The following is a 15339-nucleotide window of genomic DNA, read 5'->3' as shown; positions in this document are numbered from 1 at the left end:
CGGGCGACCCTCCTCCCCCTTGTGGGGAGGAGTTGGAGGTGGAAGTGTGAGCGATAGCCATCAATGTGTGGCGGAAACACCCCCGCCCCGGCCCTCCCCACAAGGGGGAGGGAGAAGGCTCCTGCGCCTCATGATGATGATAAGCCAGCCCCTTAGGCTGAGGGCTCTCAGACTGGCAGGGCCCCGCCGTCCGGAACCCCGATCTTGCCGGAGAAGGCCGGCTTGGAGAGGCGCCAGGGGCGGTCCATGGCCTGTCTGGCCTCGCCACGCTGGAGGCGGCGCGGGGTGCCGTCGGCCAGGATCTCCTCGATCACCAGGAACCCCAAGGCCTGCAGCATCGTGGCGGCCATCTTGGTGGCGCGGTCATCGGCCCGGATGGAGAGCGAGCCTGCGGCGTAGATCCGCTCCATGAGGCTCTTCGGATGATGCGCCACGCTCGTCCGCGGCTTGAAGGCGATGATGTTGGTCTCGGGTTCGATCATGAAAGAGCCCCTTCTCACCGCTCCTTCTTATTCTGTGTCGAGCGGCTTTTCTGTTGCGTCCAGCACAGATCATTGTGCCGGAAACTAAGCCGTTTAAGGAATGCGACATAAGACGCCCTCCTTCTGGCGAGGGCTCAAACGAAAAAGGCGGGGCCAAGCCCCGCCTCGATCTCGTCGGCTGGAATGCCTTCAGGCGCTCTGCTGCACCTGGATGCCCTTGTCGGTAAAGAGCTGCTGCAGCTCGCCGGCCTGGAACATCTCGCGGGTGATGTCGCAGCCGCCGACGAATTCGCCCTTCACGTAGAGCTGGGGAATGGTCGGCCAGTTGGAATAATCCTTGATTCCCTGACGGATGCCCTCGTTCTCGAGCACGTTGACGCCCTTATACGGCACGCCGAGATAGTTGAGGATCTGGACCACCTGGCCCGAGAACCCGCACATGGGGAATTGCGGCGTGCCCTTCATGAACAGCACGACGTCGTTGGACTTCACTTCGGTGTCGATCACCTGATGGGCGTCGGTCATGGAATGCTCCTTGGTCCCGGCGGTCAAGGCGCCGGGTTCGTTCTCAATTGTCGGGTGCCACGGTCGTCAATGCAAGGGCGTGCAGCACGCCACCCATGCGTCCTTGCAGCGCTGCATAGACCATCTGGTGCTGCTGAACCCGCGACTTCCCCTTGAAGGCGGAGGAGGTGACGGTGGCGGCATAATGATCGCCGTCGCCGGCCAGGTCCTTGATCTCGACCACCGCATCGGGAAGGGCGGCCCTGATCAGGCTTTCGATGTCTCGCGAATCCATCGGCATGGATCAAACTCCTCAAGGCTTTCCGATCAAGACTTGCCGGTCATGTAGTTCGGCAGCCAGGCTTCGTGCGTCGCCTTCAATTGCTTCACGGATATGGCCTGCCGGCCCGGCAGAATCAACGCATCGCCGCCGGTGACGCCGAGCATGGCGGCCGGAATGCCGATGGCCCCGGCCTCGTAGAGGATGTCCGCGGCGATATCCTGATCGGCCGCGAGCAGATAGCGGGCCTGATCCTCGCCGAAGAGGAAGGCATGGAGCGGCAGGTTCTCGGGCGCGGCCGCAATGTCTGCGCCCATGCTGCCGGCCATCGCCATCTCCGCCAGGGCCAGAGCAACGCCGCCGTCCGAGACGTCATGGACCGTCGTGACCTGGCCGGAGCGGATGAGCTGGCGCACGAACTCGCCGTTGCGCTTTTCCTGGACCAGGTCGACCGGCGGCGGAGCGCCTTCCTCACGGCCGCAGACGTCGCGCAGGTAGATCGACTGGCCGAGCCACCCTTGCGTTTCGCCGATGAGGATGACGACCTCGCCCTCGTTCTTGAAGGCGATGGACGCATTGACCGTCACGTCGTCGACAAGGCCGACGCCGCCGATGGCGGGGGTCGGCAGGATGCCCTGGCCGTTGGTCTCGTTGTAGAGGGAGACATTTCCGGAGACGACCGGGAAGTCGAGCGCCTTGCAGGCCTCGCCGATGCCTTTCACGCAGCCGACGAACTGACCCATGGATTCCGGCCGCTCGGGGCTGGCGAAGTTGAGGTTGTCGGTGATGGCGAGAGGCAGGCCGCCGACGGCGGTGATGTTGCGCCAGGCCTCCGCCACCGCCTGCTTGCCGCCCTCGAAGGGATCGGCCTCGCAATAGCGCGGCGTCACGTCGGTGGTGAGCACCAGGCCCTTCGGGCCGTCCTCCACGCGCACGACGGCGGCATCGCCGCCGGGCGTCTGGACCGTGTTGCCGAGGATCAGGTGGTCGTATTGCTCCCAGACCCAGCGCTTGGAGCACTGGTCCGGGGAGCCCACGAGCTTCAGGAGCGCCTCGGCCTCGGAGATCGGGGCCTTCACGCTGTCGGGCGCGATCACCGGCTGTTTCGGGCTTGCCACATGGGGACGGTCGTAGAGAGGAGCCTCGTCGCCCAGTTCCTTGATCGGCAGATCCGCCTTCACCTCGCCCTGGTGCTTGATCACGAACCGAAGCGTATCGGTGGTCTTGCCGATGATGGCGAAGTCCAGGCCCCATTTGTGGAAGATCGCCTCGGCCTGTTTCTCCATGCCGGGCTTGAGCACCATGAGCATGCGCTCCTGGCTTTCCGAGAGCATCATCTCGTAGGCGCTCATGCCCTCCTCGCGGCAGGGCACCTTGTCGAGGTCGAGCTCGACGCCGAGATTGCCCTTGGCGCCCATCTCGACCGCGGAGCTGGTCAGCCCCGCCGCGCCCATGTCCTGGATCGCGATCACCGAGCCCGATTTCATGAGCTCGAGGCAGGCCTCCAACAGGAGCTTCTCGGCGAAGGGATCGCCGACCTGCACGGTCGGGCGCTTCTCCTCGGACGCGTCGTCGAATTCGGCCGAGGCCATGGTCGCGCCATGGATGCCGTCGCGGCCGGTCTTCGAGCCGAGATAGACGATCGGGTTTCCGACGCCCGTGGCCTTGGCGTAGAAGATCTCGTCGGTGCGCGCGAGGCCGACCGCCATGGCGTTGACGAGGATGTTGCCGTTGTAGCGCTTGTCGAAGCCCACACTTCCGCCGACGGTGGGCACGCCGAAGGAATTGCCGTAGCCGCCGATGCCGGCGACCACGCCCGAGACCAGATGCGCGGTCTTGGGATGATCCGGCTCGCCGAAGCGCAGGAAGTTGAGCGATGCGATGGGCCGCGCGCCCATGGTGAACACGTCGCGCAGGATCCCGCCGACGCCCGTCGCCGCCCCCTGATAGGGCTCGATGAAGGACGGGTGGTTGTGGCTCTCCATCTTGAAGATGCAGGCCAAGCCATCGCCGATATCGATCACGCCGGCGTTCTCGCCGGGGCCCTGGATGACCCACGGCGCTTTCGTCGGCAGGCCGCGCAGATGGATGCGCGAGGACTTGTACGAGCAATGCTCGTTCCACATGGCGGAGACGATGCCGAGCTCCGTGATGGTCGGCTCGCGGCCGATCAGGTTCACGAAGCGCTCGTATTCATCGGCTTTAAGCCCGTGCTCCTTGACCAGCTCCGGGGTGATGGCGACGTCGTTGCGGATCATCGTTATCTCGTGCTTTCGAAATCAGGCGGCGCGGGGGAAGGACGACACGAGGCTCTCGAACAGGCCGCGCCCGTCGGTGCCGCCCACAAGGTCCTCGATCAGATTTTCCGGGTGGGGCATCATGCCGAGCACGTTGAGCTTGTCCGAATAGATTCCCGCGATCGAATTCATCGAGCCGTTGCGGTTGGCATCCTGCGTGATGTGGCCCTGGGCATCGGAATAGCGGAAGGCCACCAGCCCTTCGCCTTCGAGCCGCTTCAGGGTCTCTTCGTCGGCCGTGTAGTTGCCCTCGCCATGCGCGACGCAGACATCGATGGCCTGGCCCTTGGCATAGGCTCGGGTGAAGGCGGTGTCGTTGCGCTCGACGCGCAGGAACTGGCGATGGCAGATGAACTTGAGGTTGGCGTTGCGCATCAGGATGCCGGGAAGAAGCCCGGATTCGCACAGGATCTGGAAGCCGTTGCAGATGCCGAGCACAAGCCCGCCGCGCGCCGCATGCGCGCGGACCGCATCCATCACGGTCGCGCGGCCGGCAATCGCCCCGCAGCGCAGATAATCGCCGTAGGAGAAGCCGCCGGGCAGGACCACGAGGTCGGTACCTTTCGGCAATTCGGTCTCGGCATGCCAGACCTTCTCCACGTTGGAGCCGGCCGATTGGAGCGCCCGCAGCACATCGCCTTCGCGATTGGAGCCGGGGAAGACGATGACAGCGGATTTCATGGAAGCCTCACGCGATCTCGACGCGGTAATTCTCGATCACCGTATTGGCGAGCAGCTTTTCGCAGGCAGCCTTGAGTTGGGCCTCGGCCTGGGACTTGTCGGCGGTTCCGAGCTCTATGTCGAAGACCTTGCCCTGGCGCACGCCGTCGATGCCCTCGACGCCGAGGGATTTGAGCGCGCCTTCGATGGCCTTGCCCTGGGGGTCGAGAACGCCGTTCTTGAGGGTCACGGTGACACGCGCTTTCATGGAGGCCTCGGGCTGTTTGGAATGTGCCCAACGCCATAAAGCCATTAGGCGCAAGAGACAACGCCTTCAGGAGCCCAATTCACGGGCAGCCACGTCTCGGGCCGTTGCGAGCACGGCATCCTGGGCTTCGCCGATCACCAGAACGACGGCCAGGGCCTCGCCCTCCCGTCGGCCGAAGGCGGCGCCATAGGCCGGCCGCTTGCTGCCGTCGGCCGGGGCGAGATCGATGGCAAAGCCCGGATAGGGGTCATTCAGGCGCTCGACCGTGATCCGGGTCTTCACCGGCCTCTCGCGGCCGGCGGGCGAGCGCAGGGCGCGGGCCAGCCGCTCCGGGTCCTTCAGAAGCGCGTCCGTGATGTCCGCGTCCTTGCCCGTCAGGCGAATGACGCTGACCGCGAGGCCGGGACCGCATTCCGGAGGAGCGCAGAAGGACAGCGCAACCGGCTCGGCCCGGTCTTCCGCCAGCCATTTCCGCAAGGGCAGGGCATCCCAAGACGTATCCGCCGAGAGGCCGGCGACCTGCCGGGGAATGTAGCCGCAGCTGGCAAGGGTCAGGGCAAGGACCAGGATCAGGGCGCAGGAACGCAACAGGCGGACGGGCATGAGGCCAATCTATGCAGGAAACCGGGGGAAGGGGAATAGCCGCCTGCGCCAAAGAAAAGCCCGGCAACGGAGCCGGGCTTTCGCATCGCTAATGGCAAGGCAGGCTTACTGCACGAGGCGGGGCCCGCCCGTGACCGGGTTCTCGTTCTCGGCCAGGATGCCGAGGCGGCGGGCCACTTCGGAATAGGCTTCGACCAGCCCGCCCATGTCCCGGCGGAACCGGTCCTTGTCGAGCTTGTCCTTGGACTTGATGTCCCAGAGGCGGCAGGAATCCGGGGAGATCTCGTCGGCGACGACGATGCGCATCAACTCGCCCTCCCAGAGACGACCCGTCTCCAGCTTGAAGTCGACGAGGCGGATGCCGACGCCGAGGAAGAGGCCGGAGAGGAAGTCGTTGACCCGGATGGCGAGCGCCATGATGTCGTCGATCTCCTGGGGCGAGGCCCAGCCGAAGGCCGTGATGTGCTCCTCCGACACCATCGGGTCGTTCAGGGCATCGTTCTTGTAATAGAATTCGATGATCGAGCGAGGGAGCTGGGTGCCCTCCTCGATCCCGAGACGGGTGGCGAGCGAGCCCGCCGCCACGTTCCGGACCACCACTTCAAGTGGAATGATCTCCACCTCGCGAATCAACTGCTCGCGCATGTTCAGGCGGCGGATGAAGTGGGTCGGGATGCCGATCTCGTTCAGATGCTGGAATAGGTATTCCGAGATCCGGTTGTTGAGCACACCCTTGCCGTCGATCACTTCATGCTTCTTGGCATTGAAGGCGGTCGCGTCGTCCTTGAAGTGCTGGATCAGCGTACCGGGTTCAGGGCCCTCATATAGGACCTTCGCCTTGCCCTCATAGATGCGGCGGCGACGATTCATAGGCGTGTACCGTGGTTTGAGAAAATCCATGTGCCGTGGCTCCTGGGGATGGTCATTTTTAAGATCCGCGGCTGGCGTATGCGCGGCTTTTCACCGGCGTTCGCTCCATGGGCAACCTATCCGATCCCTTGGGCAAGCACAACGCGGGCAGAGGGCCGCCGGGGGCAACCCGGTAAAAGCACCTTCTTCCAGATGGGGAGCGTCTGGCATCTGCGCGAGTGCGCCCTTATATCGCATGAAGGCCCCATGGTTCAGGAGAACGACAAGATGACCGCTTTCGACGACCGCAGGAATGCCTTCGAGAAGCAGTTCGCCCATGACGAGGATCTGCGCTTCAAGGCTACCGCGCGCCGCAACAAGCTGTTCGGTCTCTGGGTCGCCGACCGTCTGGGCAAGACGGGAGATGAGGCCGAGACCTATGCCAAGAGCGTCGTTCTCGCCGATTTCGAGGAGGCCGGCGATGCGGATGTCCTGCGCAAGGCCTACAAGGATCTGGAGGGGGCTGGCAAAACGGCGGACGAGGCCGAGCTCAAGGCCAAGCTGGTCCAGCTGACCGAACGTGCGATCGAGGAGGTCAAGGTAGGCCGGTAAACGGCCTATCTTCACCTTCGTGACGTCCAGAACTCACCGATAAGGGCATCATGCTGACCGATCCGTCCTTCCCCGAGCGCCTGAAAAGCGGCGCACCGCTTCTGACAGCCTGGTGCGGTCTCCCCGACCCGGCGACGGCCGGGATCCTGGCCCGCGAGCCGTTCGATGCGGTGGTCCTGGACGTGCAGCATGGTTCCATCGACTTCGCCGCCGTGCTCCAGGCCATTCCGCTGGTCGTGGCGGTGGGAAAGCCCGCCCTCGTCCGCATCCCGGTCGGGGATTTCGCATCCGCCTCGCGCTACCTCGATGCCGGCGTCTCCGGCGTGATCGCCCCAATGATCAACACCGTCGAGGATGCCGGGCGACTGGCAGGCTTCACCAAATTCCCGCCCACGGGCGAGCGCAGCTGGGGCGCCTATGGGGCGCTCTCCCTCTCCGGACTCGAGGCCGGCGAATATCTGAGCAAGGCCAACGGCCTCACGGTCACCTTTGCCATGATCGAGACCCGCGAGGCGCTCGCCATCGTGGACGACATCCTGGCCGTGCCCGGGATCGACGGGATCTTCATCGGCCCCTCCGACCTGTCCATCGCGCTCTCCGGCGGCAAGGGCCTCGATCCCACCGGCGCCGAAGTCGAGAAGGCCCTGGACCATGCCCTGTCACGGGCGAAGGCCGCGAACAAGCTCGCGGCGATCTACGCTGTGTCGGGTGCGCGGGCGGCGGAGCTCGCCCGCAAAGGCTTCCATATGGTCTCCATCGGCAGCGATATCTCCATGCTCAAAGCCGGAGCTCACGCCGCACTCGCCGCCGCGCGGGCCTAGAGCATTTTTGGCGAAGTGGATCCGGTTCGCCGTCAAAAAATGCGGCAAATCAAAGAAGAGAGATGATTCCACGCAAGTGGAAACAGCTCTAGCCCTGCACAGGGGAGGGAAGGCCGAAGGCCTGCGCCAGAAAGAGGCCGCCCTGCCTCAGACCCTCCTCATCGATGCCGTGGCCGAGGCCGGCCGAAAGGTGCCATTGGCAGGGGATCTCGGCGGCGCCGAGAGCAGCCTTTGAGAAGAAGAACATCTCAACCGGCACCACGTCGTCCCGGTCGCCATGGATCAGCAGGATCGGCGGCGTCGACCCCGCCATCGGCTTGAGGCTGTCCGGCCCCGCTCTGTCTTCCAGCACCAGCAGGCCCGAATAGCCGACGATGGCGGCCGGAGCATTCCGCCCGCGCAAGCCCAGATGCAGCGCCATCATCGCGCCCTGGCTGAAGCCGACGAGGGCGAGCTGCGAGGGCGGCAGGGAATATCGGGCCAGTTCCCGGTCCAGGAAGGCGTCGAGGCCTGGCGCCGCATAGGTCACGCCACGCCAGAACTCCCGCGGATCGGTCAGGGTGAGCGGAAACCACTCCCGCCCCATCGGCACATTGCTGCAGGGATCGGGCGCATGCGGCGCGGCGAAGGCCGCATCCGGCAGCCAGCCCTGCCATTGCTGCCCGAGCGCGATCAGATCGTTCCCATCCGCGCCGAGTCCGTGCAGGAGGACGACGAGCTGCCTCGCCGTCCCGGATTTCGGCGCAAGGCGGGGTCCATCGATCATGGCCATGAAGCGTCTCCCGATCGTTCCTGTCAGGTCGGGGCGCCTTCCCGCGCCTTGACCGTCCGGTAATAGGCCCAGAGCACCTTGGCGGCAACGCCGCGCCAGGGACGCCAGCTTTCGGCCAGAGCCGTCAGGGTCCTGGCGTCCGGCCGCCGCTCGAGGCCATAGGCAAGGCGGGCGGCCTCCTGAACGGCGAGATCCCCGCTCGGGAAGGCATCCGGGTGGCCGAGGCAGAACAGCAGGTAGACGTCGGCCGTCCAGGGGCCGATCCCCTTCACCCGCGTGAGCAGATCGTGGGCTTCGTCCGCAGGAAGATCGGGAAGCCGGTCGAGCGGGAGCCGCCCTTCGACGATGTCCGTCGCGACGGCACGCAGCGTCCTGACCTTTCCGGCGGAGAGCCCGGCCGCGCGCAGATCCTCGTCGGACAGCCGGAGAAACACCTCCGGGGTCGCGGGTTCGAGACGCTGCCGAAGCCGGTTCCAGATCGCCGTCGCGCTGGCAGTCGAGACCTGCTGCCCGACCACGATACAGGCGAGGCCCTCGAAACCCGGCGGACGCTTGCGCAACTGGGGCACGACTCCCTGCGCCGCGAGATCGGCCATCACGGGATCGGCTTCGGTCAGCGCATCGAGCCCCCTCTTGAGAACCGCATCCGTTTCGAGGAGGGTGGCCATGTCGTCGTCCCTTTCAACTGCAGGCTCCCGTGACGAAGCCGGTTTTTCGATTCGCTCCCAGCCCGAACGGGCGGCTTCATCTGGGCCACGCCTATTCCGCCCTGCTCAACGCCGATTTCGCCAAGCGTTTCGGCGGCCGGTTTCTCCTGCGCATCGAAGATATCGATATCGCACGCTGTCGTCCCGAATTCGAGGCCGCGATCTATGAGGACCTGGCCTGGCTCGGTCTCGTCTGGGAGAGCCCCGTCCGCCGGCAGTCTGAGCATTTTTCCGACTACCGTGCCGCTTTCCTGAGGCTGAAGGAGAGGGGAGCGGTCTATCCCTGCTTCTGCTCCCGCAAGGAGATCACGGCTGCGATCGCCTGCCAGGAGACAGAGACCGATCGTCCCTGGCCGCGCGATCCCGATGGGACGCCGCTCTATCCGGGCACCTGCCGAAACCTGTCCGATGAGGAGGCGGAGCGGCGCATCGCGAGCGGTGAGCCTCACGCCTGGCGCCTCGACAGTGCGCAGCTGCAGCGGATGCTGCCTGGACCTTATCGCTACCGGCGCTTCGATCGCGAGGGCAGGGAAGAGATCGTCGCCGCGGATCCCTGGCGCTGGGGCGATACGGTGGTCGTGCGCAAGGAGACGCCGACGAGCTATCACTTCTCCGTGGTGTTGGACGACGCCCTCCAGGGGATCACCCATGTGGTCCGCGGCCAGGATCTCGAAGCGGCGACCGATCTCCACGTGCTGCTCCAGACCCTGCTCGGCCTGCCGACGCCGCTCTATCATCACCATGGGCTTGTGCTCGATCAGACCGGCGACAAGCTGGCGAAAAGCCGCCAGTCGACCTCCCTGGCGGAGGCCCGCGCCGCGGGTCTCGACCCGCAGGCGATCCGGCAGCGCCTCGGATTTTAGAGCATTTTTCGGCGAAGTGGCTCCGGTTCGCCGTCAAAAATGCGGCAAACCAAACAAGAGAGGTGATTCCACATCAGTGGAAACAGCTCTAGGTCTTACCCGATGCCGAGCACGCGCAGCCAGATCAGGGTCGTGCCCAGGGCAAGCGCCGTCGACAGGGTGATGGCGCTCGAAGCAAGGGCGACACCCTCCCCGTAGCGCTCTGCGAAGAGATAGGCGTTGATGCCCGATGGACAGGACGCGAAGAGCACGGCGACCCCCGCCCAGACCGGCGGCATGGGGAAGACGTAAGTGGCGAGCAGCAGCACAATGAGCGGATGTACGATGAGCTTGAGGAAGGAGATCACCGTCGGCAGCTTCCAGCCCATCTGCAGGCCGTAGCGGCGCAGTGCGATGCCCATGGAGATCAGGGCGCAGGGAACGGCGGCGCTCGCCAGCAGGTCCATCACCTGCCAGGCCGGTGCCGGCACATAGGCCGCAACCGGTCGGCAGATCGACCCCGCCAGGATCCCGACGACGATGGGATGGGTGAGAAGACGGCGGACGATCAGCAGGGGCGAGGCCCGGCGCCCCTCGGCCAGGATCGTCGCCAGCGTCATCGTGACCGGCAGGTGGACGGCGATCAGCAGGAAGAGCGGCACGGCCCCTTCATCGCCATAGGCCTTGAGGATCATCGGCACGCCGACGAAGACGGTATTCGCCTGGCCGGTCGCGAATCCGGCCACGACGGCGGGGATGCCCTTGAGGCCGAAGAAGCGCCTGCCGATCCCGGTCGCCAGGAACCAGACTGCGGCGACGCCGACGAAATAGGCGATCCAGTAGCCCCAGGGCTGGACGGCTGGGATTTCGGCGCGGACGAGGGTGCGGAAGATCAGACAGGGCAGGGACAGGGTGAACACGAATTCGGACAGGCCTTCGCCCACCCGTTCGGAGATGAAGCCCGTCTGTCGCGCGACATAGCCAATGCCGATCAGACCGAAGACCGGCAGCACGATCGCGAGAAGGTCAAGCATCGAGGCCTATCGCAGCTCTGCCCGTTGGGAGAGGCTGGCCGAGGCCATGCTATGCGCCATCAGCTCGTTGACCTGCTCGCGCTGGCGCTTGAACTCAACCAGCCCGCGGCCCTCGAGCTCGCGTCCGCGCGGCAGGCGGATCTTCAGCGGGTCGACGAAGCTGCCGTTGATGATCACCTCGTAATGGAGGTGGGGGCCGGTCGAGAGGCCGGAATTGCCGACATAGCCGATCACCTGGCCCTGCTGGATCCGCTTGCCGGGCGCGATGCCCTTGGCGAAGCTGGACATGTGGGAATAGGCGGTCACGTAGCCGTTGGTGTGCTGCAGCTCGACCCGGCGGCCATAGCCCGAATCCCATTCGGACTTGAGCACCGTGCCGTTGCCGGCGGCGATGATCGGGGTGCCGACCCGGTTGGCCCAGTCGACGCCGGTATGGGGCCGCGAATAGCCGAGGATCGGGTGGAAGCGCGATCCGAAGCCCGAGCGCAGGATGCCGTCGGCGATCGGCTTGCGGATCAGGAATTTCTTGAGCGAGCGGCCGGATTCGTCGAAGAAGTCGATCGAGCCGTCCTCGCCTTGGTAGCGGTAGACCCGGCGCGCCTCGCCGCCCACGGTCAGGGAGGCGTAGAGGACTTCGGGCGCTCCGTTTTCGTCGTCTGAGCCGAAGAAGACCTCGAAGGAATCGCCCTGGCTGACGCGGCGCTGGAAATCGACGTCGTAGCCGAAGATGCGCACGAGCTCGTTCACGGTCTGGCGCGGCAGGTCATTCTTGAGCGCCGTCTCGTAGAGGCTCTCGTAGAGGCGCACGCCGCCGCGCCGGTCGTCCTCGCCCTCTTCCTCGGAAACTTCGGCCACCTGGCGGTTCGATTCGTCCATGGGAGGCATGACGGACACGAAGACGCCGCGGTCGTTCGTGGCCGCGATGCCCTCGATCCCGCGCTCGCCGAAGGTGATGACGCGCACGATCTGCCTGGGATCGCCGAGGCGCGGTCCGGGCGCGATCAGGATGCGCAGCCGCTGGCCCTCGGTCAGGCTCTCGACCTTGATCCGGGCCGCCAGAGCTGCGGTGATGGCTGCGATCTGCTCAGGGGTGGCACCATAGCTGCGCAGGGCGGTCTCGAGCGTTTCGCCCTTGCGGAGGATGAGGTCGCGCTCCTCGACGAGGGGAGTGGCGGTCTTCTGGTCGATCTTCGGCAGCTCGGTCACGTTCTCGGGCACGACCCGCACCTCGATCGTGCTGAAGGGCGCATCGACGACGCGGGCATAGCCCAGGGCATCGCCGAGCCCATCGGGCTGCCGCAAGGTCCGTGACAGCATCTGCTGGGCAGGGATCGGCACGGAAGTCCGGCGTCCCGCCTCGTTGAAGACCCGGCGCTCCTCCTCGAGGATGGCGAGCACGTCGCCGTCCGTCAGGGAAGGCGCGCTCGCCTCGATGGCGACGAGGGCAAGATCCCGCCGCAGGACAGAGACATCGGCGTCGGCCACTTCAGGCGCCGGCTCGACCCGCTGCTCGTCCATGCCCTCGGCGAAGAGCCGGAGGGGGTTGAAGGGCGGGATATCGGCGGCATAGGTGCCGGCGCTTAAGGAGAGATTCGTGGCCACGCGCACGAAGTGCCGGACCTTGATCGCCTCGCGCTCGCCGTTGCGGATCGTCATCGGAGCCTTGAAGCTCTGACGGGCGGAGGCGGTGTGATCCGACATATTGAGCCGGTCGGCCTTGCGGGCGACGTTCGAGGCCCGCTCCTCATCCCCGTCGGAGGCAAAGCGGGTGCCGAGAGCGGCGCGCTCCGGCGGGATGGCGGAGGTCGTCGCGCCCTCGAGGGCAATATAGATGGAGGCTCCGATTAGGGCGGCCCCGGTGAAGCCGGTGAGAATGCTGGCGCCGAGCCAGCGCAGGTTCACCTCCCATTTGTCGACCTCGGAAGCTGCGCCGCCACTGGCGTTCAGGGGCGGCTCGTGTCCGAGATCGATGCCGGACGACAGATGCGAAGCTTCCCTTCGGGAGGCTCTGCCACGTCTGTCATCGCGGGGAGGTTGGCTCATTGATCTCTGTCTGGTGTCGATGCGGGGTTGCCGTCGCAGACACTAGACGCCATCTAGCACAAGAGACGACAACCGCACAGGTCATAGATAAGCTTGGACAGGATGCCAACTCCTTAACAAGAGAGGCACCCGAGGCTGCTCTGCTTCGTGCCGCACTGTGTCCGCAGTGAGGCAGAGGCCGGAAAATCCTGTGCGGCACAGCTGCCGACGCCGACTGACAAGCACTGTCAAAAAACTTTCACAAGCACGTTGACAGGCCAAAGGGGTTCGGCCTATATACCGCCCATCGACGCCGCCGCTAACGCGAACGGCGTCAAGAACTTCCACAGAGCCCGGGCTTTTCGCCCGACTTCGGTCGGGAATAAAGTCTGTTCTGCGGAAGTGCTCTTTTGTCTCCGGGTGAGACATTTGCTCTTTGACATTGTTGAGAGGGGAAGAGAAGCGTAGGCGGCGGTGTCCTTGCGGATCGTTCGATGAACGATCGTTAAGAATATCGACCATGTCTATGCTTTGGTGAGTACACCGTTTCCGGGGAAACCTGGAGATTGGGTGCACTCTGTCAATTTGCGTAGAGATTTAGTCGAGATCAAATTCTTCAACTTGAGAGTTTGATCCTGGCTCAGAACGAACGCTGGCGGCAGGCTTAACACATGCAAGTCGAACGCATCCTTCGGGGTGAGTGGCAGACGGGTGAGTAACGCGTGGGAACGTGCCCTTCAGTTCGGGATAACCCAGGGAAACTTGGGCTAATACCGGATACGTGCGAGAGCAGAAAGATTGATCGCTGAAGGATCGGCCCGCGTCTGATTAGCTAGTTGGTGGGGTAATGGCCCACCAAGGCGACGATCAGTAGCTGGTCTGAGAGGATGATCAGCCACATTGGGACTGAGACACGGCCCAAACTCCTACGGGAGGCAGCAGTGGGGAATATTGGACAATGGGCGCAAGCCTGATCCAGCCATGCCGCGTGAGTGATGAAGGCCTTAGGGTTGTAAAGCTCTTTCGTCCGGGACGATAATGACGGTACCGGAAGAAGAAGCCCCGGCTAACTTCGTGCCAGCAGCCGCGGTAATACGAAGGGGGCTAGCGTTGTTCGGAATCACTGGGCGTAAAGGGCGCGTAGGCGGCTTTATAAGTCGGGGGTGAAAGCCTGTGGCTCAACCACAGAATTGCCTTCGATACTGTAGAGCTTGAGACCGGAAGAGGTAAGTGGAACTGCGAGTGTAGAGGTGAAATTCGTAGATATTCGCAAGAACACCAGTGGCGAAGGCGGCTTACTGGTCCGGTTCTGACGCTGAGGCGCGAAAGCGTGGGGAGCAAACAGGATTAGATACCCTGGTAGTCCACGCCGTAAACGATGAATGCCAGCCGTTGGCGAGCTTGCTCGTCAGTGGCGCAGCTAACGCTTTAAGCATTCCGCCTGGGGAGTACGGTCGCAAGATTAAAACTCAAAGGAATTGACGGGGGCCCGCACAAGCGGTGGAGCATGTGGTTTAATTCGAAGCAACGCGCAGAACCTTACCAGCCTTTGACATGTCCCGTATGGGTGCCGGAGACGGCATCCTTCAGTTCGGCTGGCGGGAACACAGGTGCTGCATGGCTGTCGTCAGCTCGTGTCGTGAGATGTTGGGTTAAGTCCCGCAACGAGCGCAACCCTCGCCCCTAGTTGCCATCATTTGGTTGGGCACTCTAGGGGGACTGCCGGTGATAAGCCGAGAGGAAGGTGGGGATGACGTCAAGTCCTCATGGCCCTTACGGGCTGGGCTACACACGTGCTACAATGGCGGTGACAAAGGGCAGCGAACCCGCGAGGGGGAGCTAATCCTAAAAAGCCGTCTCAGTTCGGATTGCACTCTGCAACTCGAGTGCATGAAGGCGGAATCGCTAGTAATCGTGGATCAGAACGCCACGGTGAATACGTTCCCGGGCCTTGTACACACCGCCCGTCACACCATGGGAGTTGGTCTTACCCGACGGCGCTGCGCCAACCGCAAGGGGGCAGGCGACCACGGTAGGGTCAGCGACTGGGGTGAAGTCGTAACAAGGTAGCCGTAGGGGAACCTGCGGCTGGATCACCTCCTTTCTAAGGATGTTCTCTTACGAAGCGGCGTCATGCCGGTTCTATCGGAACTCTTTTGAACACAAGGGATCAGTCAGATCCCACTATGCGGGACGCTGCCGTCTTCGTTTCTCTTCTCTCACATCCAAACATCGGTTGGTCTGGGATGGTCCCGTCAGGGATTGTTCGTCATGGCCGACTGGGCCTGTAGCTCAGGTGGTTAGAGCGCACCCCTGATAAGGGTGAGGTCGGACGTTCGAGTCGTCCCAGGCCCACCATTATCGTGCTGCTCGTTTGAGCAAGGGGCCTTAGCTCAGCTGGGAGAGCGGTAGCTTTGCAAGCTTCAGGTCGTCGGTTCGATCCCGACAGGCTCCACCACGATGCCTGATGTTTGGTGTGTCCATGGACCATGATCCGTCATGGTCGTGGATCATGTCATGAGGTTCGTGCCCTGCCCTTCTCGGGTTTGGCGGCGCGGATGTTTGAAATCGTAAAGAGGCAGCATA

General features: G+C 64.0%; 15 protein-coding genes, 2 tRNA genes and 1 rRNA gene. 6 read left to right on the top strand and 12 right to left on the bottom strand.

Translation table 11 applies throughout. The features are described 5' to 3' along the window. Positions 1–167: 167 nt before the first annotated feature. The 8 genes from BB934_RS09525 to purC all read right to left on the bottom strand — a co-directional run bounded on the left by BB934_RS09525 (position 168) and on the right by purC (position 5994). Positions 168–482 carry a hypothetical protein gene (locus tag BB934_RS09525; RefSeq protein ID WP_099509412.1) on the bottom strand — a complete coding sequence of 105 codons (315 nt, stop codon included), beginning with the start codon at positions 480–482 and terminating at the stop codon, positions 168–170. Positions 483–671: 189 nt separating this feature from the next. Beyond that, a complete protein-coding gene (grxD, locus tag BB934_RS09520; RefSeq protein ID WP_099512717.1) occupies positions 672–1007 on the bottom strand; it encodes a Grx4 family monothiol glutaredoxin in 336 nt (111 codons plus the stop codon). A 43-nt stretch (positions 1008–1050) separates the two neighbouring features. Further along, positions 1051–1287, bottom strand: a complete 237-nt coding sequence (locus BB934_RS09515) for a BolA family protein (protein ID WP_099509411.1) — start codon at positions 1285–1287, stop codon at positions 1051–1053. A 26-nt stretch (positions 1288–1313) separates the two neighbouring features. Continuing rightward, positions 1314–3524 carry a phosphoribosylformylglycinamidine synthase subunit PurL gene (gene purL, locus BB934_RS09510; protein WP_099509410.1) on the bottom strand — a complete coding sequence of 737 codons (2211 nt, stop codon included), beginning with the start codon at positions 3522–3524 and terminating at the stop codon, positions 1314–1316. Between the two features lie 21 nt (positions 3525–3545). Next, complete coding sequence (purQ, locus tag BB934_RS09505; protein WP_099509409.1) at positions 3546–4244, bottom strand: phosphoribosylformylglycinamidine synthase subunit PurQ; 699 nt, start codon at positions 4242–4244, stop codon at positions 3546–3548. Positions 4245–4251: 7 nt separating this feature from the next. Continuing rightward, the gene (gene purS / locus BB934_RS09500) at positions 4252–4491 is read right to left on the bottom strand and encodes a phosphoribosylformylglycinamidine synthase subunit PurS (protein WP_099509408.1); all 240 of its coding nucleotides are present in this window, start codon (positions 4489–4491) and stop codon (positions 4252–4254) included. 66 nt (positions 4492–4557) lie between these two features. Next, positions 4558–5094, bottom strand: a complete 537-nt coding sequence (locus BB934_RS09495; RefSeq protein ID WP_099509407.1) for a hypothetical protein — start codon at positions 5092–5094, stop codon at positions 4558–4560. A 105-nt stretch (positions 5095–5199) separates the two neighbouring features. Then, positions 5200–5994, bottom strand: coding sequence for a phosphoribosylaminoimidazolesuccinocarboxamide synthase (gene purC, locus BB934_RS09490; protein WP_099509406.1), 795 nt, complete (start codon positions 5992–5994; stop codon positions 5200–5202). Between the two features lie 237 nt (positions 5995–6231). On the opposite strand from purC, the gene BB934_RS09485 reads away from it, so the two are divergent. Both BB934_RS09485 and BB934_RS09480 read left to right on the top strand, forming a co-directional pair. Next, positions 6232–6555: a DUF1476 domain-containing protein gene (locus tag BB934_RS09485; protein ID WP_099512716.1), complete on the top strand. Its 324-nt coding sequence runs from the start codon at positions 6232–6234 to the stop codon at positions 6553–6555. A gap of 50 nt (positions 6556–6605) precedes the next feature. Further along, positions 6606–7376, top strand: a complete 771-nt coding sequence (locus tag BB934_RS09480) for an HpcH/HpaI aldolase family protein (RefSeq protein WP_099509405.1) — start codon at positions 6606–6608, stop codon at positions 7374–7376. Positions 7377–7464: 88 nt separating this feature from the next. Here the strand turns inward: BB934_RS09480 and BB934_RS09475 are convergent, their stop codons facing one another. Together BB934_RS09475 and BB934_RS09470 are read right to left on the bottom strand one after the other, a co-directional pair. Then, positions 7465–8148: an alpha/beta hydrolase gene (locus BB934_RS09475; protein WP_099509404.1), complete on the bottom strand. Its 684-nt coding sequence runs from the start codon at positions 8146–8148 to the stop codon at positions 7465–7467. 23 nt (positions 8149–8171) lie between these two features. Continuing rightward, on the bottom strand, positions 8172–8816 hold the full coding sequence (locus BB934_RS09470) for a DNA-3-methyladenine glycosylase family protein (RefSeq protein WP_099509403.1): 645 nt from the start codon (positions 8814–8816) through the stop codon (positions 8172–8174). 29 nt (positions 8817–8845) lie between these two features. Between BB934_RS09470 and gluQRS the strand changes: the two genes are divergently transcribed. Continuing rightward, positions 8846–9718, top strand: a complete 873-nt coding sequence (gene gluQRS / locus BB934_RS09465) for a tRNA glutamyl-Q(34) synthetase GluQRS (RefSeq protein WP_099509402.1) — start codon at positions 8846–8848, stop codon at positions 9716–9718. A gap of 95 nt (positions 9719–9813) precedes the next feature. Here gluQRS and BB934_RS09460 read toward each other — a convergent pair whose 3' ends face one another. Both BB934_RS09460 and BB934_RS09455 read right to left on the bottom strand, forming a co-directional pair. Continuing rightward, entirely contained in the window at positions 9814–10731 is a 918-nt protein-coding gene (locus BB934_RS09460) for an AEC family transporter (protein WP_099509401.1), read from the bottom strand. Positions 10732–10737: 6 nt separating this feature from the next. Continuing rightward, positions 10738–12774, bottom strand: a complete 2037-nt coding sequence (locus BB934_RS09455) for a M23 family metallopeptidase (RefSeq protein ID WP_099509400.1) — start codon at positions 12772–12774, stop codon at positions 10738–10740. Between the two features lie 596 nt (positions 12775–13370). On the opposite strand from BB934_RS09455, the gene BB934_RS09450 reads away from it, so the two are divergent. The 3 genes from BB934_RS09450 (at position 13371) to BB934_RS09440 (ending at position 15211) form a co-directional block, all read left to right on the top strand. Next, positions 13371–14857 (top strand): 16S ribosomal RNA (locus BB934_RS09450). A gap of 177 nt (positions 14858–15034) precedes the next feature. Beyond that, positions 15035–15111: transfer RNA gene (locus BB934_RS09445), tRNA-Ile, on the top strand. Positions 15112–15135: 24 nt separating this feature from the next. Then, positions 15136–15211, top strand: a tRNA-Ala gene (locus BB934_RS09440). Positions 15212–15339: the final 128 nt, after the last annotated feature.

Source organism: Microvirga ossetica, assembly GCF_002741015.1.
GTDB lineage: Bacteria > Pseudomonadota > Alphaproteobacteria > Rhizobiales > Beijerinckiaceae > Microvirga > Microvirga ossetica.
Note: the sequence above shows the minus strand (reverse complement) of the source record. Positions and strands in the feature narration are given on the sequence as shown.